Here is a 21,337-nt window from a genome sequence, read left to right on the forward strand (position 1 = left end):
TCGTATCACAAGTCAGACTTCCAGCAGGTCTGGCCAACAGCTCGGATACTACAACAGATCCAATATCTGCTTGGCCAAGACAGGGTTTTCAGCATAAAGCCTTTCGCTGCCATAAACCGACAGGTGAGAGCCATCCAGCGAATACGGATAACCCTCTTCGGTTTTATAGCCACGTGCAGAAGTAAGTCCGAGGTCACGCTGATTAATCAACCGAACTCGCGGCACATCAGCCAAGTTGCTAACCAGCTGCCTCCAGAAGGCTTGCGCGGGGTCCGCTTTCAATGCATCGACCAATACGTTTTGGTCGGTGAAATACACCGCTCGCTCGACCGAATCACGCCGGAAAAGCGGCGGCACATCCAGCACAACCACTTGCACGTCCGGGTTCTCAGCGACGTGACGAATCAGATCCTCAACCTCTTCCGACAGCTGATGCTGCTGAACCTGATACCAGGCTCCGGCCAGCACGATCACGTCGTAGTCCTGATAGTGGTTGGCGAACCATGCTCGATTCATGTCGCATTGGCTACGAGAGCGGTGGCCAACCTTCGCTGTACTGCCATGACCCAGTGAAGGAAAGCACCAATTGGTGGTCACGCTATGAAGCTGCAGCGACTGTTTGGCAGCCATCTTTTTGAAATACGGCTCCCACTGGGCTGCAAAGGAATCACCGAACAGCAGCACTGACGGTGCTTTTTTCTCATCTGAATCCTGCGATCTTTCCAAGCCATCCAAGCTATCCAGGTTTTCCACGCCCTCCGCACTCATTGAACACTCAACGCCGTCGCTGCCCGGCTTCAGTGTTTTATCGGTATTAAAGTCGTAGAAGCAAAAGCCCTGTGAACGTGAAGGCAAGGCAAACTTACCTTGCTCAACAAATGCCGGTTGTTCGAAGCGCTGCGGCCAGCCCTCGGTCAGATTACCCGCCGCACCCACCGCGATGAACAAAGCGGTACCGGCAAAAAAGAACCGAAACATAAACTTCGACGAAAACCGCTCCCGACTCCTGAACGGCTGCTCGACAAACCGATAACCCAGATACCCCAAAACAAACGACGCGACCGTCAAAACCGACATTTCCATCATGCCCGGGTCTTCTGTTGTTCGAATTCGTGAATAAGCGAAGAGCGGCTGATGCCACAGGTAAGTCGAATAACTGATCAGTCCGACAAAGACCAATGGCTTTTTCCCCAGCAGCCGACCAACCAACGTTTCTGAACCGCCGAACATAATCACCAGCACGGCACCCAAAACGGGCAACAGGGCGTACACACTGGGAAACGGCAGCTGGTCATCAAATCCGAAGATAGCGACCAACAACAGCACAAGGCCAAGCAAAGACAGGCTGTTATGAACACGAGCCCAGCCAGCCCTCACGCAACAGGCAGCCAGCGCACCCGCCAACAATTCCCAGGCCCGACTTAATGCAAAAAAGAAATTGGCGGTTGGTTCATGGCGCCAGCCCCATTCAGACAGCAGTAAACTCAGCGCAGCAATCACCACCAGCCACTTCACCAAGCTGGCCTGACCTTTCTTCCACAACCAACCCAATAACAGCGGAAACAACAGGTAGAACTGCTCTTCCACCGCCAGGCTCCAGGTGTGCAACAGGGGTTTTTCTTCCGCTGAGGCGGCGAAGTAGCCACTCTCACTCCAGAACACCATATTGGAAACCGACAGCGCGGCCCCAGACAAGCTGTCAGAAAAGCTCGCCATCTGCTCTGGCAGCATCCATAGCCAGGCAAACGGGATACAAGCAAACATCATCAGGAAGAGTGCTGGCGCAATGCGCCGGATGCGCCGTTCGTAGAACTTCGTGAGGCTAAACTCGCCCCTTGCCTGCTCTTCCAACAAGATAGAAGTGATCAGGAACCCACTGATTACAAAGAAGATATCGACCCCAACGAAGCCGCCGGAAAATCCGCTAATCCCTGCGTGAAAGAGCACCACTGGCACAATCGCCAGTGCCCGCAGCCCATCAATGTCCGCCCGATATTTCAAAATCGTTTCCTGTTTACCTTTCCGTAAGTGTGACCAAGATTTTTCAAAAAGCGCGCATGCTAACAGATGTGCGGTTTGGTTCAGTTTGCATGCGCCGGGTTATGACGACACACGAAACTCCGACGCCAGTTCGCTGATACCCAGGCCGCTCTTTTTGGTCACTTTCAGCTGTACAGGAATTCGTTCTTTCATGGCGTCAATGTGGCTGATCACACCGATCATCTTGCCGCTGGCATTGAGGTTGTCGAGGGCATCCAGCGCGACATCCAGGGTTTCACGGTCAAGGGTGCCAAAGCCCTCATCAAGGAACAGCGAGTCGATGCTGGTTTTGTGACTCACCAAATCAGACAACGCCAGTGCGAGCGCCAGGCTGACCAGAAAGCTCTCACCGCCTGACAAGGTTTTGGTGTCGCGTTCGATATCGCCTTGCCAGGTATCGACCACACTCAGCTCCAGACCGCTGGCGTGCTTTTCATCGGCGCCGCTCTTACCTTCAGCACCACCTTTGCCATCCACAGCGTTTTTACGGCTAAGCAAGTAGCGCCCATGCAAACGCTCCAATTGGTTGTTGGCCAACAGCACCAGATGATCGAGCGTCAGGCCTTGGGCGAACTTGCGGAATTTATCGCCACTCGCCGAGCCAATCAGTGAGTTCAGATACTGAATATCGTCGTAGTCACGACGTTGCAGCTCGATTTTTTCAAACAAGACTTGCTGACTGTCACGGCGCTGCTGGTCAGATAGCAGTGTTTGATTGATCTCGCCCCGGCGGCCGCTTAGCTGTTCCTGTTGCTCAGTCAGTTGCTGGCGTTCAGCTTCGGTCGCTGCCTGATCCTGTGTGCGATAATCGTCTGCCTGCTCGTGGTTTTGCAGCGTTTGTAACGCTTGCTCTTCATTCTGCAACAGGGCCTGAGCCTGGCTAAGTTCAGCGTCGAGTCGCCGTTTCAGGTCGCCTAGTTCTTTAACGTCGGCTTCGCTCAACAGGGCCGCAAGCACCTGCTCTTCCGACTCAAACGGGCTGGCTTGCAACGCGGCTTGCCACGCTATTTCCCGCTCACTCACTTGCTTTTGGATATCGTCGATAGACTGTTGGAGGCTGCTCAGCTCAGCACTTAACGCACTGTACTTGCGGGCCAGTTGCTGATGCGCCGATTGAGCCTTGTTGTAATTTGCCTCTGCCTCTGTAAACGTTTGCTGCATGGCCGTGCGCGCCGCGTTTACGGCTTGGTCACCAAACAATTGCTGTCGCTGCTGCTGCAGTTGCACCAGTGACGCCTCAAGCTCTGTACATTCCGATACCGATTGCTGCAGTTGCTTGGCACCGGCATCCAGCTGCTGCTGAGCCGTCTTCTGCTGGCTCTCCAGTTCGTATATCTGCCGCCCAAGTTCATCCTTTTGCTTGCTGTGCTGCAGCCATTGTTGGCTATCCTGCTGCTTCTGCTCAAACCACGGACCCAGCTGCTCCAAATCAGGGGCTTCAAATCCCTGTTCATACACCTGCTCCCCAAACGACTGCTGCAATGACACCAACGCCTGTTCGATACTGGCTTGCTCTTGCTGACGATGTACCAGCTCCTGTCGACTGGATTCCAGTTTATTGGCCGTCACCTCTGCTTCGGCTTGCAAGCGCGTGAGCTGTTGCTTCTGAGCGTCAAACTCTGCTTTCAGATCATCACGTTGTTTCTGCAACTGTCGAAGCTGATTCAATGCGTTGTCACAATGCTGCTGTTGCTGCGCCAGTCGCTGTTCGAACGCCTGCAAGCCAGCCTCATCGTCAATGGCCAAAGGCGTTTGCTGAACGGCTTGTACCAATTCGTTTTGCTGCCACTGCGATACATGGGTGGCCTGCTCGGTACCGATGTCTGCCAACCGTTGATTCAATTCCTGCTGCTGACGGCCAATGGACTCCATTTGCTCCCGAATTTGCTTGCCCTGCTCTTCTACGGCCTTGAACGCCTGTTCGGCGTCATCCCGCTTACGAATGTTGTCCGAGCTGTTTTGACCGTTGGCAGGCATTGAGTGATCCAGCGCCGGATGGTCATAAGACCCGCACAACGGACACGCTTCTTCGGCTTGTAAAATGGCCCGATAATGGGACAGCTGCTCATCCTGGCTTACCAGTTGACGGTATGTCTCCAGCAGCTCTTTCAGGTGTTTATAATCGTTACGCAACTGCTGGCGCTGTTGCTCTAGCACCGTTTGTTGTTGCTGCAACTGCTGCCCCAGGGCCTGCTTTTCAGCCAGCTCTCGTTGGTCCTGCAACCAATGGCGTTGCAGATGTTTTAAGGTCAGAAGCTGGCCACTCTGACGTTGCAGCCGTTGCTGTTGTTCTAACAGGTGATCAACCGCTCCCACATCTCCCGAGCCGCTGTTCAAACCCTGTGATAGCACCGCATCTTCCAGCTGTTGAGCAACCTGACGCCATTGCCGCTGAGCCTCTTCCAACGCCTGCTGCGCCTGCACAAGAACCCCTTGCTGGCTGTTTTGAGCTTGCTGTTGTTGCGTAACCGATTGCTGGATCGCCGTGGTTTTCTGAGCCAGCCCGGATAACTGCAGATTGTGATCTGCAATTTGCTTCGCCAGCAATTGCCATTGACCCAGATAGCGTTCCAGCGACTGGTCTGCCTGATGCTGCTGCAAATAGGCTTCTGTGCTCTGAAGCTGTTGCTGATGGTGTTTCAGCGTTTCAACCAATTGCGCCTGCTCAGCCACCCCTGCTTGATGCTTGCTTTGCAGCTCCTGAAGGCGATTGTTTATCTCAACGCGCTTTTCAGTGTGGTTGGCAATACGGTTGTCGAGCGGAATGACCTGCTCGTTAATCAGCTGATCCTGCTGCTGATTTTGCTCTCTGGTTGTTTGCAAGATGCCCTGACACTTAACCTGATCAGCTTCAGCGGCCTGCAACCCAGCCTTAAGCGCCTCTTCCTGCTGCTGTTTCTCTGCCAATTGTTGCTGTAACTTGTTTAACTGGGTACGGCTGTCGGCCAGCAGGCTGTGCGGTGAACGCAGCTTTTCGGCGGGTTCGCTGTGCGCCAACCGCTGTAAATCGTCTTTGGCCAGTTCCATTGCCGCAAGCGCCTGCTTATGACGCTCACTGGCAGCGGCTTGCTTCTGCTGCGCCTGCTCCAGTTGCTGCCACCAGCTCAAACGGGCGTTAGTGGCCTCCAGCTGGTATTTTACTTCTGCGTACTGTTGCTGAACTTCGGTTAACTCTTTTTCATGGCCGACAATTTCGTACGCGGTCAGCAACTGCACTCCGTTGGCTTCGGCTTGCAGCTCTTTCAAACGGCTTTCAGATTGTTTGAAGGTTTCGTACACCCGTGCGGAAATCTGGCCGTAAATTTCGGTGCCGGTGAGTTCTTCCAGCAACTCCGCCCGCTCGCTCTCTTTGGCATTCAGGAAGGCGGCAAACTGCCCCTGCGATAGCATCATCGAACGAGTAAAACGGGCAAAGTCGAGGCCGGTTATATCAGCCATCAATGAAAGTTTTTGACTCAACTGGTTGGTTAAAACCTTACCTGTAAGATTTTGATCACCATCGAGAATTTCAGCCAGCTCAGCCGTTGCTTGCTGCAGCTTTCCGTCTACCTTGGTTCTTGCCCGACGCATGCTCCAGTGAGCGCGGTACATTTTACCTTTCACCTCAAAGTGCACTTCGGCCGAACACTCAGCGGTACCACGAGTCATGACCTCGTTATTATTTTTCGTAATCTCGCCCAGACGAGGCGTCTGGTGATACAGCGCCAAACAAATAGCATCCAGCAAAGTTGATTTGCCCGCACCGGTCGGACCGGTAATGGCAAACAGGCCGTTATCCGCAAATGGAGGCTGGGTGAAATCGATCTTCCACTCACCCTTGAGGGAGTTCAGATTCTTGAACTGCAGACTGAGGATTTTCATGCTTTTTGCTCCCCAGTCTGTCCATCTGAATCAGCATGGTTTTCGCCACCCGCAGGGCTGTGCTCATGCTCGATTTCTTCGACGATCTGGCGGAACTGCGTGCGCATACGCTCAAACCTGGCTTTTTCGTCATCGCCTTCAAACACCAGCTGTGACAGCCGTTGTTCAAATACATCTTGCGGCGTCAGCTCGGCGAGGGTTTCCTGCTGCTGTTGACTCAAAGACGTTCGGCGATGATCACGCGCGCGTTTTAGCTGCAACACTTCTACCGGCAAACCCTCGGTAAGCGCCTGAACCCGCTGCGGCAAATCGGCCAGAAATTCCTGACTCTGAACTTCGATACTCAGCCAGGTGGTTTGAGCTTCTCCATCAAACGCCTGTAACTGCTCTTCAATCGACGCCAAATCGCCTTTTAATACCGCCATTGGCTGAAAACGAGGCACTTCCAACAACTCGATTTTTGGCGATTCACCGTCCGCACAGTCGTTTGCAAACGACACCTTCACCACCTGTTTGGGCGACTTCAGCTCGTCGAAGCTCAACGGAATCGGCGAGCCGGAATAACGAATGCATTCATTTTTGGCGACCACTTGCGGGCGGTGAATATGCCCGAGCGCAATATAATCAGCAGGCGGAAAACCACCGGCATCAAAACCGTCCAGCGTGCCAATGTAGATATCGCGCACCGACTCGGTTTGCTTGACGCCTAAGGCGGTCAAATGGCCAGTGGCGATAATCGGCACCCGCTTCCCTGTTCGCTGTTCAATAACGTCACGGCGCTCCATCGCCGGCTGATAAATATCGTGATACAAACGACTGATGGCTTCGCCCAATGCAATGCGCTTCTGGTCGCCCGACTCCCCCGCCGAACTCATCAGTACATCGCGTGGCCGCACAAATGGGATGGCACAGACGATTGCACATACGTCCTCTTCAGGCTCCGACGCTTCATCTGCCCGCTCAGTGTTCTTTTTTGCACGAACCTCTAATACCTGATCAGACAAATCCTCGCTGTTTACCCCGGCAATCACATAGGTATTCAGGCACGCCAGCAATTGACGCGATTCATTCAGAGTCGACACCGAATCGTGATTGCCCCCCAACACCACCAGGGTGCAGTTCAGCTTGTTCAATTCAACAATAAAGCGGTTATACAACTCACGAGCGTAACTTGGCGGCGCACCGGTATCGAACACATCACCGGCGACAATTACGGCATCAATGGCGTGGGCTTGCACCTGCACCAGCAGCCAACCAAGAAACTGCTGATGCTCGGCCTTACGGCTCTGGGTGTAGAAGTTCTGGCCTAGATGCCAGTCGGAGGTATGGAGGAGGTTCATTCAGTTAGAGCCAGGCTTCGTTTGTACGACGCCAGATGATAACAGGGATTGCCAATGACACCTTAAGTGGCATTTATTGACTCATAACGGCAACCCGCAAACAGCGCTCATAGTTCTTATGGTCTATATCACCTGGGCATGCATAACCGCGCTCAAACACGATATTCGATTGATCAGAAAGCCCAGAGCGCTCGCTGTACAGTTGATTGAATACATCAATTTTGGCTTTAAGATTTATCAGCAACCGAACAGTCGAATATTCAGAACGTGCTACCCCTTGCAAGACGGTCCCAACAGGATTGCGTATCCAGTGTTCTTCCAGAGAGGGTAGCCTTTCGACGGCAAGGTCGTACTGCGCAGGCGTCAGCATGGTAAGCCTGGATATGGCCTCAAGCCAAGGAAGCTCGGCATTGATAGTCATGTGGGGTTTGAAAAGCATCCGCCCCTGCCACCCCGGCAATTCACCACCTATCTCCAACAAATCAGGATGTCGATCCAGATCCTTAAGCAAGTTGTACAACATGGTGAGTTCACGGGCCAATGCTACTCGTATATCGGTTTCATTCTGAGACAGTGAAGTTATCGCGCTGCTGGCTAATGACTCCCGATGGAGGATAAGGCTCCTGAGATCGAGTAAATCAGTAATCAGGACCGTATAAGCGGCGACACCGATCAAAGTGTCCTGATCACTCATCATCTGTCGAAGCTGCACTATACGCTGGCTAATCGTATCCAACGCTTGCCGTGCATCCCCTTGGAGGTAAAGAGCTACAGCCTGCAATAGCTCCAGTCGCTCCGCTCTGACTAAATAAGAGTATTGTGCAATATAGGCGTCAGAGCCAGGTTTACTCATGGTATTGAATTCACCAAAAGCCAGAAATCGGTTATTGCGCACAATCAGCCACTGATTTGACATTATCAAATGTCGGATTTCGGCGACGTCCAGATCAAATAGATAGGCCACACATTCAGTTTGTTTAAAGCTGCAAAACGCCTCCCCATCTGGTGGTTTTTTAGGCAGCAAGGTTTTTCGTTCATGCTGTCGACGCTCAACATCCATATCCCCTTGCTGGTGCACTTCCAGCACTTTCTTGCCAACAACTGCTGGATCTTGCCCTTCAGCAGCCCCCATACCTAGCAGATATAAATAGGAGGGGCTGTAAGCATCGGCATCGACCAGAGAGAGCCATCGCTTGACCTCAGGGTCCAGCGGGTCATCCTGTTGACTAAACCAAGCACCGAATAACACCAGAGCAATAGCAGCCGTAATCCATATTTTCATTGTGTCTTCCGATGGGGCCATATGAGTAATTCGTCACAGCGTCAATCCATTCTTTAGATTGGCTGTACCTTTAGAGTTGAATCGCGCCTTGCAACCTTAGAAAGTATATAGAATCAGGATCAATGAATGGATTAACAGGATATCTAGCTGGAGCCAGGCAAACTACCATGACCGAACCTGAACCCACACCCGAATCCCGCCTGCCAATCTGGCAAGCGTTATCAGAATTATTTCTGGATACAGAACAGGATGAACAAACCTGGGCAACCATCGCCCAAACACTTAAGCGATACTACATAGGCGCTGACGAGGCTGAGGCTATTTTATGGAATGAGGTGTACCCGGTGTTGAATTCCAACCTGATGAGCATTACTGGTGAATGGGCCGGCTGGAGCGATAACTGGTTGCGTGAAAATCTTGCCATCCGTCCGCACACTCGTTCGAAGCCACGCTTCAGCATAGTCGCACGCATGGTGGCAAAAGACTGGCAAAGAGTGTTGGCTCATTATTAACGACTGCTAGTCGTTGTGAATAAACGGCCCAACACAGCCCAGCAAGGCATCATCAAAGCAGAAGCTAAAACGTTTAGGACTCTCCTGGAAGCGCATCAGTAGCTGCACAGTGTCGCCCGTCATTACGCTGGTATCTCCTGAGCAATCCGGCTTGCCGTTGTCTGAAATCACTGTGTCAGTAATGAGATAGAGTCCTTGTTGGGGACGCAAGGCTCGCAGCTGGTATCGGGCTTTTACAACTTCCTGATTGGCCGTCACGGTACGTATACCGTCAGCGCTGAAATGATAGGTTTCTTCACAGCCATTGCTGTCGAAGGTCCAGGAGCCTATCACCGGTGACTGTACGGAAGAGTTTGATTTGGCAGCCAAAGACTCGGGGATTTGAGCAACCGTTAGAACGCATGCAATAGCTGACAGCGCAGCTCGATAAAACATATGTGTTTACTTCCTTTTATACGGTCTGATTGGACAGCCAGTCCAGCCCCTTGTCAGCGAAATCGAATAGCTGTTGAGTGTAACCATCAGCAATAACGCAGAGAACAGTTATTGGTTTAACCTTCAGAAGTTGGTTCTGAACCACCCCATCAATTCACCGCATCCTGTTCTTGCGGGTTGCTGTCAAACTGGTACGCCAGCATCAGACGTTCACTAGGCGACAGCATGGCAACTTCCTGCCCTGCCCGCTGGGCGTAGATAACCCGAAATGCCAGCACGTTCTGAACATAGGTGCGGGTTTCGCTGTAGGGGATGGTTTCAATCCAGGCGTCCAGAGGCAGGTGACCTCGTTCTTTCAACCAGCCATCTACCCTGCGCGGGCCTGCATTGTAGGCTGCGCTGGCATAGGCACGATTGCGGTCGAAGCGTTCGTACATTTCAGCCAGATAGGCGGTTCCCAATGCAATATTGGTTTCTGGCTCGAACAGCGCCTGTATATTCTTGAAGTCGATGCCGTACTTTTTGGCAGTGTGCTTCGCGGTGGACGGCATTAACTGCATCAGGCCACGAGCACCAACCGGAGAAACCGCAGCGGTTTTGAAGGCACTTTCCTGACGGGCAATGGCCGTTGCCCAAATGGTGTCGATTTCGTTCTGTTCAGCGGCTTGACCAAACACATCAGCGAATTCTGCCGGGAAGCGAGCATCAAGGTAATTCCACTGCCCCTGACGTATGGCGTCCATGATGGCTCGATGGTGCCAACCCCATTCTGACGAAAGCGCCGCCAGTTGTTGCCGCTGGGTTGCGTCAAAGCTGGCGCGAGCAGAATTCCATTCGCGCTGGGCGTCTGTTTTTCGATCCAGTTGCAGCAGCAATTTTGCCCGTACAATGGCCGGATTTTTTTCAATCACGGCCAATGCTGCTTCATCCAGCGAAGGCTGTTCGTTGTTCAGGTCGTACGGCAGTTTTTGCTGTGCAGCGGCAAGAAAACCATAGAAAGACCGGTTGCCCGCCAGGGTTTCCCAAATCTGTTGAATCGCCTCGTCTTGAACACTGTCTGACGACAGGTTTTGAGCCGCCGTCGCGTACCAGTACTGCCACCGGTCGGACTTTCTGAGGTCTGCCGGTAAACGAGCAATCAGCTCTTGTAACTTTACCCAGTCGATGGATTCCGCACCCAACACCTGACGCAAGCGGGCTTCCGTCAGTTCACCGTATTGATAATCCGGGTCCAGCCGTTGCAACAGATCGGCAGATTCTGATTCGGTTTTTAACGCAAGCCGCTTACCGATGTAGGCATCCAGTCCCTTTACAAGAGAGCTATTCGCTTCCAGTCGGCCGCGATATGCCAGCCAGCGCTCAGCCGTTGTGTCAGCACTTTTCCGTGCCAGCGACTGGAAAGAACGTTTAATCAGAGCCGCTTGTGCCTTTTCGGGGAACGAGGTGATATCAGCACCCGGTACCAGCTTGGGGTTACGACGCAAGGTTTCATATTTCTTTGCCAACGCCGTGGCATCAGAAGACATAAAGCGGTGTAAGTAGCGAGCAAGCTGCATATTGCCGGCAGTCGCTGCCAGCCAGTAGCGCTGCTCTGCTCGCTCCTGGGTCAGGTTGCCGTTGGCGATCCAGCGGTCGAACACGCCATCACAGGCATCCGGTTGAGATTTCCCAACCGTCCAGAGCTCAGCTGTCAGCTGGTTGGCTTCATCCTGTTTGCCAGTGGCCATGTAGGCCCGGGCAAGATCACAACGGGTTTCTGTTACATTGAGCGGCAAACGTTGGTAGGCAACAACCCAGTGGTCCCAGCTCTGCTGGCTGGCCAGTGCATCCAGCCAATTTCGCTGTAATTTCCCCCTCTTGGGAAACAATCGATATTGATCAAGAAAGCGGTTGATGTCCTGCTGATCAACCATTTTTGGAAATCGCTGATACAGCTGGTATTGCAGATAGGGATACAGCGGATTGTCTTTCTGCTCCAGAACCAGGCTGGCGGCCCGGCCGTAAGGCGCAGTTTTAATGAGCGCCTCGGTCCGTTCAAACGCATGATGAGCAGGCAAAGGTTCGTTTTCCAGCGCACGTCCTGTGGCATTTGGATCACCGCCTGCTGCGGTAGAGAGCTGACTGAATAGCAGCATCAGCAAGCTCGATGTAAGTGTGACAACTTTCATGTTCTTAACTGGATTTAACGAGTGATTACAAAATCCTCGACCATAGAATGGCTCAGGTCAACATTTCAGGTGTAAAGGGGACATCTATTTAATCCTGCACGGCTCTGCGCGAGTGTTGCCGTTGTTCAGTGCAAGGCGACGAATGCAGCGAAATGACGAACCTGTCCGGTCGAGTCTTTTCAAGTTCGTCAACACAGCACTGGGCGGCGGCAACCCGCGCCCTGCGGGGGCTGCCGGATGATCTCGACTCTGTGTCGCCGACTTTTGACTTGACCCGTCAGGCCTGCAACTCGGCTTCGTGATTCGAAACCATCCGGCAGCCCAGAGTGAGCACCGGATTAAATAGATGTCCCCTATAGTGTGCAGTTATGAAGCGAAGGACACGCTTTGCCATCAATATGTAAATCAGAAAAAGGTTTTTATGTACAAGGCCTCGACCTTGTCACGCGCCCACTGGGTTTTGCGCAAGAACTTCAGCGATGATTTGATGGACGGGTCACTGGAGAAACAGTTAACGCGTATGCGACTGTGCAGCCCTTCCCAGCCATAATGATCCACCAGCTGAGTCAGAATCTTTTCCAAAGTAAGGCCGTGGAGCGGATTGTTGGGTTGGTTTTCCATAGAGAATACGCCGTCATTAAAACGGCGTATTCTGAATGAAATCCCTTTGTAGTGACAGTCCTGGCTTGGCTTGGTGCATTGGAGCTCGACTAGGTTTCAGGCACTGCTACACGCTGATACTCGTGAAAATATCGGGCCAACCATTGGCTGAACTCTCCCATTAACGCATATCGAGCTTGACCGCAGCGCTCGGCGGTAGCGTTCTCAACGCACCCGGACAATATGCCAAGTGCTGTTTGATGTTCGCGAAAATGCCGCTCCACACGCGGGGTGTCGTAGGCTGTAAACACGGCCTCTTCTTCGAAAAACTGAAGCTGATAATGCTCCAATAACTTATTCAGCAAGACTGGTAGCTGCTCGTCCGTCGCCTGAATGGTCTCTTTCAACAGCAGTAGTCCCTTCTGAAAATCCTGATCGAGCTGGGAGATCCCGGTTCGATACTTCTCGTCAAAATCTGCAATCAGTGTATTTATCGTTATCATGGCCTGAATGTCCGTATCGCGGTTATGAGGAATAACCACGATGCGGGAAGACTTGCCAAGAGGTATTGACCCAAGCCTACCACCCAGCCGGTTTTTCAAAACTTTCTTTGATTTTACAGATGCGTCCGTTAATAAATAAGGACAAAAAGCAATATTAGTAGGTAGTGAATATCTATTACTACAAGAGCAATGTGTCGTTTCAGGCCTGCCATAGGCCTTGAAAACGACACAATCAGTTGAAAATACAACCAGACAGCTTCTAACGCTCCACTCTAAGGCTCTTGCCAAAGAATGCATTACTGCTGGTTGTCTTCAATCGCTACAAGCCACTGTCATCAAGGACTTCATCCAGATTTTTCAAAAAATCTTCAAACGCTCTTTTATATGCCAATTCCCAGTTTGCATTACTAGCGATCTGTCCCTTGTTGATGCCGTAACCAGTCACATCAAATTTTTCTTCACCGCCAGAATGCTCAAAGTCAATCGAGCATTGAAGCTCCGATTCGAAGCTCACCGACGCGAACCCCGGGGAAAACCAAGCCCAGAATTTACTAGTATCTATGGAAATCTGATTTTCAGCATTTTCATCATCAACTACTACGTATCCACGGCTTTCAAGACCCTTTGCGACCAGCTCTTTCATTTTATCCTGAACTGTTACACCTTCAGGCAAAGCAACATCCCCCATAGCTGCGCCAAAACCATTTCGCTGCCGTCCAATTAAAGTAGCCAACTGATCCTTCGAAGTACTACTCAAATTGCCATCGACAGATGGTGTAGACGGGGATCTTGGCTTTTGTTCAAACACACGACTATCCGTCACGCTGGCAATATAGATTTCTCCGGATGCATTCTTCTCCATGCTTAAGTCCGGTATTTCCATATTCTCCAAGGTTCGAGTCCCAGTAACACAACCGGTCAGAACGAAACTCGCCATTATAAGCATGGCCATCGATTTCAAACTTTTCATCTTACTTCCCTTTTAATTTCTAATTCTAAATAGCAAACCAGGAGACCGGTACTAATGCCGTTAGCTTTAACCATAAATGATGGGCAAGCACTGATTATCGTGCGTGCTTTTGCATTATCCAGTTCCTCTCTCAATGCTATCGGAAGAAGATGCCTGTTGCCATAGCTCCTGAAAAACCTACAATCAAAGCGTTTTCGAATAAGCTCTGTATGAAATCTGCCCAACAAAGCATTCTGAATGGACCCATTCGCAACGCCACATTTACGTTCGCCAAGCCCCACCCCCAGTGCGGTATGAGCTAAACCCAATAAACAAGAGATGATAGAGAATACGGGCAATAAAGTCGCGAAACTATTCCTACCCATCTGTTTCCAATCTTCTATTTTTATTTTTCCGATGGCTGTCCTGACCCGCTGCCCGAATCAATGTTTATCACTGAAGTTGTTCTAAAGCCAATTCCTTACAATCAGCCCGGACAGGATACTCCTGTCTATTTTATTAAATTTTCAATGTAAAACGCCGCATTTCAGCCTAGGAAAGTGCTCTACGTCTTTTTGTATTAGAGATAAAGCTACCAACAAAGACGGTAACGCCCCCCTCAAACAATTATCTGAACCCGACCATGTCCAATGACGGAGTGCCGTCAAGCCTCAGAGGCGGACTCACTTTTTGTAGCCAAAAATTAATTGATCAGCTTCTTAAACCGACACGGCATACTCCTGCTAAAACAAGCAGACAAAAGCAATAACTCACAACCCCAAAGAGTGAACGGGGCCGCGACATAAAGAAGCACAGGTCGAACCATTCACCTAGCCCTCAGAGAGGATTATTGTTTTAAAAGCAAGGAGTGCTATGCCACTCATGACAAAAGCCAGACCGACTATATTTTGTGCGAACACCCTACTCATGACTGGTGGACAGGTTAGTGCCATGCAACGTCTTGAACTCCAGCTACTTGCGACGGCCAACCACAAAAGAATGAGCAACAGCTCCTAGTAAAACCGTATCATTTTGAAACATAAAAAACGGGAGCCGAAGCTCCCGTTTTTTAGCAGGCAAACCTGTACGGCCCGACCCGCCCTTTCATCACCGCGTCATGCGGGCCAGCGGCCCGCGCTCCCGGATTATTCCCACTCGCTCTTTATTCCCACTCGATGGTGGCCGGTGGCTTGGACGATACGTCGTACGCTACGCGGGAGATGTGTTCGATCTCGTTGATGATGCGGTTGGAGACTTTCTCCAGCAGCTCGTATGGCAGGTGCGCCCAGCGAGCGGTCATGAAGTCGATGGTTTCTACCGCACGCAGGGATACCACCCACTCGTAGCGACGCTGGTCGCCTACCACACCTACGGATTTAACCGGCAGGAACACCACGAAAGCCTGGGAGGTTTTGTGGTACCAGTCGAAGTTGTGCAGTTCTTCGATGAAGATGGCGTCGGCTTCGCGCAGTACGTCGGCGTATTCCTTCTTCACTTCACCCAGGATACGCACGCCCAGACCCGGGCCCGGGAATGGGTGGCGGTAAACCATGTCGTAAGGCAGGCCCAGTTCCAGACCGATCTTGCGAACTTCGTCTTTGAACAGCTCACGCAGCGGTTCAACCAGTTCCATCTTCATGTCTTCTGGCAGACCACCCACGTTGTGGTGGGACTTGATCACGTGCGCCTTGCCTGTTTTGGCGGCAGCGGATTCGATCACGTCAGGGTAAATCGTGCCCTGAGCCAGGAAAGGAACGTCTTTCAGTTTGCCAGCTTCTTCGTCGAACACTTCGATGAAGGTGTTACCAATCACCTTACGCTTTTGCTCAGGGTCAGAGATACCGGCCAGTTTGCCCAGGAACAGGTCTTCGGCATCCGCACGGATCACCTTCACACCCATGTTCTTGGCGAACATTTCCATCACCATGTCGCCTTCGTTCTTGCGCAGCAGACCGTTGTCTACGAATACACAAGTCAGTTGGTCGCCAATGGCTTTGTGCAGCAGGGCTGCAACCACGGAGGAGTCAACACCACCAGACAGACCCAGCAGAACTTTCTTGTCGCCAACCTGTTCGCGTACTTTTTCGATTTGGTCTTCGATGATTTTGGCTGGAGTCCACAGCGCTTCACAGCCACAGATTTCCAGTACAAAGCGCTCCAGCAGACGCTGACCTTGCAGTGAGTGAGTCACTTCCGGGTGGAACTGAACGCCGAAGAAGTTCTTCTCGTCGTTGCTCATGCCAGCAATTGGGCAAGAACCAGTGGACGCCATCAGCTCGAAGCCTTCTGGCATGGCCACAACCTTGTCACCGTGGGACATCCACACGTCCAGCAGTGATTTGCCATCGGCGTCGATGTGGTCACGGATATCACGGAAGAACTTGCTGTTGCCCTCTTCCTTGATCTGCGCGTAACCGAATTCACGGATGGAAGAACCTTCTACCTTGCCGCCCAACTGCTCGGCCATAGTTTGCATGCCGTAGCAAATACCCAGCACAGGCAAGCCCATGGTGAATACGCATTCAGGCGCGCGGGGAGAGCCGGCTTCAGTAACGGATTCCGGGCCACCGGCCAGGATGATACCGGATGGGTTGAATTCACGGATTTCCGCTTCGTCCATGTCGAACGCACGAATTTCAGAGAAAACACCGATTTCACGAACGCGACGAGCAATCAGCTGGGTGTACTGGGAGCCAAAATCCAGAATCAGAATTTTGTGAGCGTGGATGTCTTGAGACATATCAGTTCCAAACCTGTAGAAATGAAAACGCCGGGGCTTTACCCCGGCATCCAAAAATCAAATTTGGTGGCCCTTGCAGACCACCATGAAGCCATTAGTCACCCAGACGGTAATTCGGAGCTTCTTTCGTGATCTGCACATCGTGAACGTGAGACTCTTTCATACCTGCGCCAGTGATCTTGACGAATTCTGGCTTGGTACGCATCTCATCGATGGTGGCGCAACCGGTGTAACCCATGGAAGCACGCACACCGCCCATCAGCTGGTGAACCACGTTGCCCAGTGGACCTTTAACCGCGATACGACCTTCAATACCTTCTGGTACCAGCTTGTCTACGCCGCCTTTCTTGTCCTGGAAGTAACGGTCGGAAGAACCTTGAGCCTGGCCCATAGCGCCCAGAGAGCCCATGCCACGGTAAGACTTGTAAGCACGGCCCTGGTACAGCTCAACTTCACCCGGGGACTCATCGGTACCTGCCAGCATGGAACCAACCATGATAACGGAAGCACCAGCAACCAGCGCTTTGGCGATGTCGCCAGAGAAGCGAATACCGCCGTCAGCAACAACCGGTACGCCGTATTTTTCCATCGCTGCAGCAACGTTTGCGACAGCACTGATCTGAGGCACACCAACACCGGCAACAATACGGGTAGTACAGATGGAACCTGGGCCGATGCCCACTTTCACGCCGTCTGCGCCAGCTTCAGCCAGTGCGATCGCAGCTTCGGCAGTAGCAATGTTACCGCCGATTACCTGTACGTGTGGGTACTTGGTTTTTACCTGACGAACGCGGTCGATAACACCAGTGCCGTTTGCATTGGAGGTATGGCCGTGCGCGGTATCTACCACGATCACGTCTACACCGGCAGCAACCAGAGCGTCTACACGCTCGTCAGTGCCAGCGCCAGTACCAACAGCAGCGCCAACCAGCAGGCTGCCCTTGTCGTCTTTGGCGGCGTTCGGGAAAGCCTTGGCCTTGTCGATGTCCTTAACGGTCATCAAGCCAACCAGCTTGTCGGCTTCGTCCAAAACCAGAACCTTTTCAATACGGTGCTTGTGCAGCAGACCCTGCACTTCGTCCGGGCTGGTGCCTTCCTTAACGGTAACCAGAGCGTCTTTGCCAGTCATCACGGAGGCAACCGTCGCGCTCAGGTTCTTTTCGAAACGAACGTCACGGGAGGTAACGATACCGACCAGCTCACCGCCATCAACCACTGGCATACCAGAAATGCCGTGCAGTTGTTGCAGCGCCAGAACGTCGCTAATGGTGTTGTTGCTGGAAACAGTGATCGGGTCTTTAACAACGCCGCTCTCGAATTTCTTGACCTTGCGAACTTCCGCAGCCTGCTCTTCTGTGGTCAGGTTTTTGTGGATGATACCCAGACCACCTTCCTGAGCGATGGCAATGGCCAAACGTGCTTCAGTAACGGTGTCCATGGCAGCGGAAATCAGAGGGATGTTGAGCTCAATTCCACGGGTCAGACGGGTTTTCAGAGATACCTGATTGGGCAGGACTTCGGAATAACCGGGGACCAACAGCACGTCATCAAATGTGAGTGCTTCTTGAGCGATTCGCAACATAGAGAGCCTTCCAGAGTGGGGAGTGGAGGGTCAACCGGTTTGAACGTGGGTGGCAGGAGTGCCCCGAAAGCTGGCCTGTTCTGCCGGGGTTGTCACGTCAACGTATGGTCGACCCCGGATAATTTTAGGCGCGTAATTGTACTCAAAATGCCAATTCGGGTAAATGGTCAGCATTGCGTAATTTCAATAAATTCCAATGTTTTGGCGCGCACGGCCTCTGAGGCAAAACCGCCGATGTGCGGCCCGGTGGTTTCTTGCCAACAGGCAGTCGCACCAATGGCTTTCCGTAAGTCACGACCGTGATGATAGGCCACCACCCCGTCGTCTTTGCTGTGCAGCAAGAGAATGGGCACCGGGTAGTCTTCGGTGAACCGCCTTGGGTCCCACTCGGTTGGCAGAAACCAGGCAAATGGCCAAACCACCCACCCCAGCCAATTACGAGACAGTATTTCCCGTGCGGCTTCGGAATAAGCATAAGGGGCAGACTCAGCAACCACTGCGCTGATTTGATATTTTTCAGCCGCCTGATGGCCAAAGATCACCGCCAGGCCACCACCAAAGCTCTGCCCGAGCACAACCAACCGTCGATCTGGAAAACGCCCGCGCAACCAGCCCGCGGCTGCTTCAACGTCCTGCAGCACCGCAGGCAACTGAGCTGCACCGTCAGACGCGCCGTAACCGCGATAGTCCAGCGCAAACACATCCACGCCTTCGTATACCAACCAGGCAATCGAACGAATATGCGTACTGATGTTTTCGCCGTTGCCATGAAGAAACAGCACCATCGGGCGTTCTTGCACGGCGCCCTCAGAACGGCCTGAATCAGCACGTTCATCCACTAGACCATTCATCCACCAGCCATGCACCTGCGTACCGTCATGGGTTTGCAGATACACATCGTCGTAGCGAATGCCGAGGTCTTCCGGCGTTTGTAGCCAGCTTTGTTTGGGATAGAAGTAAAAGCCTGTAAGTGAGGTACAACCGCCCAGCAAACCGAACATAGCCAGAAGTACGCCACCGGCAACCCTTCGGCGTGATGATTTGCCAGCAGCATTCAGCCAGAGCTTTTCTATTGCTGAGCGAATTCGCCCCATCAGAAATACCAGTTGGAATTCAGACTCATGGTATTTTGCGAGTAGCTTCCGGCACCTTCTATGTCTTCCAGCTCACGCGCCAGAATCAGACGCAGCTGCCATTCAACATTTGGGCTCCAGGCGAACTCACCTTCCACCACTCTCTTACTGACATCTCGACCCATCAGCGACGGCTGCCAGCGGGCCATAATACGTGTTTGCAATTCATCGCCCTGATAGTACCAACCCAGCTCTGGGCCAACGGCCAAACCCCAGTTCACGCCAGAGAAGCCACCCCAGTCCAACGTGGTTTTCGCCAGTGCCCACGGGCGACCGAAAGCAGTTTTCCAGGTTCGGCCAAAGCCAACATCCAGGTATCCGCCAAGTTTTTGCTCCTGCAAGCGACGTTCAAAACCGGCATCAACTTCCCATGACGTCGGGCGGAATAACGCATCACGGGCCGACAACGAACGCACATTCACCGCGGTGAAGCGCTCCAGTCGAATGGAATCACCTTCGGCCCAACGCACGTCGGTTTTCCCCATCACAATCTGGGAGCCAGGCACAAAGCCATAGGAAGGATCGACAAGATCGTGATAAGCCGGTCGGAAGCTCAAGCCACCAAAGCCATGCGCCACACTGTTGTTATCGACACCAACGGAACCAGCAGTAAAACTGATGCGTCGGGAGCCATGGCCCTCGTCGTCTCTTGGCGGTGCTGTTTCCAGCGGTGGGTAAGGTTCAATGCCTCCCAGCTTGCTGCGTGCGGCCAGAATACCCAGCGTAGCGTTACGAATAGCCTTGCCGTTTTGCTTCTTCTTGATCGCAGCATAACGAGCATACTGATACGCCAGTTCCAGCATTTGCGCTTGCTCCAACGCATTCAAACCGGCCAACTGCTGGTCCAGCAGCGCATTAAAATCGGTTTGCGGATCAATACTGGCATCCACCAACTCGACCGCCCGCCCGACAACATCGTCGGTCGTGTTTTCAATCATGTGCGACATCAAGGTCGCTGCCGACGGCCGGAATTCCGCCCTACCCAGCAACTGCTCATGCTCCAGCTCTCGAATGGTGTCTACCGGAATGGCGGTAAAGTCGAAATGGCGAGCGGCATCGGAGCGTTCACTGGCGGCATCAATAAAGGCCAGCACGCGGTAGGAGCAGTTTTCGTCAAAGAAGTAGTAATCGAATTCTGTACCCTGCACTTCCCAAATATGACGCACAAACTGGTCGACTTCGTCACCTTGCAGATTCAGCGGGTACTCCCACACATTGCGGTATTCCATGTGCTGATACTCACGGGTTTTCTCGTGGTAGCGCATCACCGTCGCCACACCCGGGTAACCACCGGCCAGACCCTTGGCACTGAACACCAGCTCGTTGTCATCCGGATCGGCATTGGCGGCGAAATTCACGCTGAAAGCCAGCAGCTTGCTGCTATTCGGGTCTTGGCGATCCATCCGAATCAGCGTATGGCCATACATGGAAGATGGCGAGTTGATATGGGACGCGGGGAAAATCAGCGTCAACGAATGCGCATCCAGCTTACCGGCCCACTCCTCAAAGTCAGGGCACGCCAGATCCTGCCATTCAATGTCTGGCAGCTGTTTTTTCACCCAATAATATCTGGCTGGAAAGCGACACTGGGCCGATTCGTTCACATCCGTCCAGCGTGTTTGCTGGAACGCTGCTACTTCGGCGGTCAGCTCTTCCAGCAGCTGTTCAGGCCCTTGCATAGCCAATGCATCAGGGCTAACAAAGAAGGCTTCGCTGTCGTTCTGGCTGCGCCAACGCATGGAAAACGGGTGATATCGATAGTGCAGCAAATGCGCCCATTGGCGTTGCTGACTGATGTCTTTAAGACGTGAAGGCTCTACCGCGCGCACCGCTGCGGCGGCCTGAGCCGGTGCACTGGTGGCAACGCTTAACTGACTGCCCGCGAGCAGTTCCTCGGCTTGTGTTGCAGGTGCAACCAGCAAACCGCCAAACCCTGACAACGCAACAAAAGCACTGGCCCGAACCACGGCCACTGCATTGAAAAAACTCTGGTACTTCATCGTTCCTTGATACCCTGAATCTCAAATATTGGCATGCCAATCTACATGGCATTTATGACGTCTGGGCCATCCCGCAAAGGGATCGTCTTTTGGACATCACCAGCAAATTGCCAAGCGTCAGAAACAACAAAGTGCGCCGTAGCGCACTCTGTGTGTGAACTGGCCGTTACCACAGGCAACGGCCAAAGCATC

14 protein-coding genes are annotated in these 21,337 nt (G+C 52.6%); 1 reads left to right on the forward strand and 13 read right to left on the reverse strand.

What is annotated here, in order from left to right:
* Nucleotides 1-48 precede the first annotated feature (48 nt).
* The 4 genes from G516_RS24285 to G516_RS0106310 form a co-directional block, all read right to left on the reverse strand.
* Nucleotides 49-2,001 (reverse strand): acyltransferase family protein, encoded by a 1,953-nt coding sequence (locus G516_RS24285; RefSeq protein WP_084644903.1) that lies wholly within the window; start codon nt 1,999-2,001, stop codon nt 49-51.
* Between the two features lie 99 nt (nt 2,002-2,100).
* The gene (locus tag G516_RS0106300) at nt 2,101-5,901 is read right to left on the reverse strand and encodes an AAA family ATPase (RefSeq protein WP_028292939.1); all 3,801 of its coding nucleotides are present in this window, start codon (nt 5,899-5,901) and stop codon (nt 2,101-2,103) included.
* Entirely contained in the window at nt 5,898-7,241 is a 1,344-nt protein-coding gene (gene sbcD / locus G516_RS21320; RefSeq protein ID WP_051219001.1) for an exonuclease subunit SbcD, read from the reverse strand. Before sbcD ends, G516_RS0106300 begins: the two co-directional genes overlap by 4 nt.
* Nucleotides 7,242-7,314: 73 nt before the next feature.
* Nucleotides 7,315-8,523 (reverse strand): hypothetical protein, encoded by a 1,209-nt coding sequence (locus tag G516_RS0106310; RefSeq protein ID WP_156878967.1) that lies wholly within the window; start codon nt 8,521-8,523, stop codon nt 7,315-7,317.
* 167 nt (nt 8,524-8,690) lie between these two features.
* Between G516_RS0106310 and G516_RS21325 the strand changes: the two genes are divergently transcribed.
* Nucleotides 8,691-9,035, forward strand: a complete 345-nt coding sequence (locus G516_RS21325) for a DUF7079 family protein (RefSeq protein ID WP_036534861.1) — start codon at nt 8,691-8,693, stop codon at nt 9,033-9,035.
* A 6-nt stretch (nt 9,036-9,041) separates the two neighbouring features.
* Here G516_RS21325 and G516_RS0106320 read toward each other — a convergent pair whose 3' ends face one another.
* The 9 genes from G516_RS0106320 to G516_RS0106360 all read right to left on the reverse strand — a co-directional run bounded on the left by G516_RS0106320 (nt 9,042) and on the right by G516_RS0106360 (nt 21,145).
* Nucleotides 9,042-9,404 carry a hypothetical protein gene (locus tag G516_RS0106320; RefSeq protein WP_156878968.1) on the reverse strand — a complete coding sequence of 121 codons (363 nt, stop codon included), beginning with the start codon at nt 9,402-9,404 and terminating at the stop codon, nt 9,042-9,044.
* Nucleotides 9,405-9,619: 215 nt separating this feature from the next.
* Entirely contained in the window at nt 9,620-11,638 is a 2,019-nt protein-coding gene (locus tag G516_RS0106325) for a transglycosylase SLT domain-containing protein (protein WP_084644904.1), read from the reverse strand.
* Nucleotides 11,639-12,043: 405 nt separating this feature from the next.
* Nucleotides 12,044-12,259 (reverse strand): VF530 family protein, encoded by a 216-nt coding sequence (locus G516_RS0106330; RefSeq protein WP_028292943.1) that lies wholly within the window; start codon nt 12,257-12,259, stop codon nt 12,044-12,046.
* 89 nt (nt 12,260-12,348) lie between these two features.
* Nucleotides 12,349-12,840: a hemerythrin domain-containing protein gene (locus tag G516_RS21330; RefSeq protein WP_036534866.1), complete on the reverse strand. Its 492-nt coding sequence runs from the start codon at nt 12,838-12,840 to the stop codon at nt 12,349-12,351.
* A 220-nt stretch (nt 12,841-13,060) separates the two neighbouring features.
* Nucleotides 13,061-13,711 (reverse strand): YajG family lipoprotein, encoded by a 651-nt coding sequence (locus G516_RS23750; protein WP_051219002.1) that lies wholly within the window; start codon nt 13,709-13,711, stop codon nt 13,061-13,063.
* Nucleotides 13,712-14,852: 1,141 nt separating this feature from the next.
* Nucleotides 14,853-16,430 (reverse strand): glutamine-hydrolyzing GMP synthase, encoded by a 1,578-nt coding sequence (gene guaA / locus G516_RS0106345; RefSeq protein WP_028292945.1) that lies wholly within the window; start codon nt 16,428-16,430, stop codon nt 14,853-14,855.
* Nucleotides 16,431-16,524: 94 nt separating this feature from the next.
* A complete protein-coding gene (gene guaB, locus G516_RS0106350) occupies nt 16,525-18,012 on the reverse strand; it encodes an IMP dehydrogenase (protein ID WP_028292946.1) in 1,488 nt (495 codons plus the stop codon).
* 167 nt (nt 18,013-18,179) lie between these two features.
* The gene (locus tag G516_RS0106355; protein ID WP_084644905.1) at nt 18,180-19,106 is read right to left on the reverse strand and encodes an alpha/beta hydrolase; all 927 of its coding nucleotides are present in this window, start codon (nt 19,104-19,106) and stop codon (nt 18,180-18,182) included.
* Nucleotides 19,106-21,145 (reverse strand): Lnb N-terminal periplasmic domain-containing protein, encoded by a 2,040-nt coding sequence (locus tag G516_RS0106360; protein ID WP_028292948.1) that lies wholly within the window; start codon nt 21,143-21,145, stop codon nt 19,106-19,108. The genes G516_RS0106355 and G516_RS0106360 overlap by 1 nt, the downstream gene beginning before the upstream one ends.
* Nucleotides 21,146-21,337: the final 192 nt, after the last annotated feature.

It is taken from the genome of Oceanobacter kriegii DSM 6294, assembly GCF_000422845.1.
GTDB classification, from domain to species: Bacteria; Pseudomonadota; Gammaproteobacteria; order Pseudomonadales; family Oceanobacteraceae; genus Oceanobacter; species Oceanobacter kriegii.

Bases quoted from the DNA above. Each gene is read 5' to 3' on its own strand.
- G516_RS23750 (WP_051219002.1), bottom strand. From the start codon at position 13,711: ATGAAAAGTTTGAAATCGATGGCCATGCTTATAATGGCGAGTTTCGTT.
- G516_RS0106330 (WP_028292943.1), bottom strand. From the start codon at position 12,259: ATGGAAAACCAACCCAACAATCCGCTCCACGGCCTTACTTTGGAAAAG.
- sbcD (WP_051219001.1), bottom strand. From the start codon at position 7,241: ATGAACCTCCTCCATACCTCCGACTGGCATCTAGGCCAGAACTTCTAC.
- G516_RS0106300 (WP_028292939.1), bottom strand. From the start codon at position 5,901: ATGAAAATCCTCAGTCTGCAGTTCAAGAATCTGAACTCCCTCAAGGGT.
- G516_RS0106360 (WP_028292948.1), bottom strand. From the start codon at position 21,145: ATGAAGTACCAGAGTTTTTTCAATGCAGTGGCCGTGGTTCGGGCCAGT.
- guaA (WP_028292945.1), bottom strand. From the start codon at position 16,430: ATGTCTCAAGACATCCACGCTCACAAAATTCTGATTCTGGATTTTGGC.
- G516_RS0106310 (WP_156878967.1), bottom strand. From the start codon at position 8,523: ATGAAAATATGGATTACGGCTGCTATTGCTCTGGTGTTATTCGGTGCT.
- guaB (WP_028292946.1), bottom strand. From the start codon at position 18,012: ATGTTGCGAATCGCTCAAGAAGCACTCACATTTGATGACGTGCTGTTG.
- G516_RS0106355 (WP_084644905.1), bottom strand. From the start codon at position 19,106: ATGGGGCGAATTCGCTCAGCAATAGAAAAGCTCTGGCTGAATGCTGCT.
- G516_RS21325 (WP_036534861.1), top strand. From the start codon at position 8,691: ATGACCGAACCTGAACCCACACCCGAATCCCGCCTGCCAATCTGGCAA.
- G516_RS0106325 (WP_084644904.1), bottom strand. From the start codon at position 11,638: ATGAAAGTTGTCACACTTACATCGAGCTTGCTGATGCTGCTATTCAGT.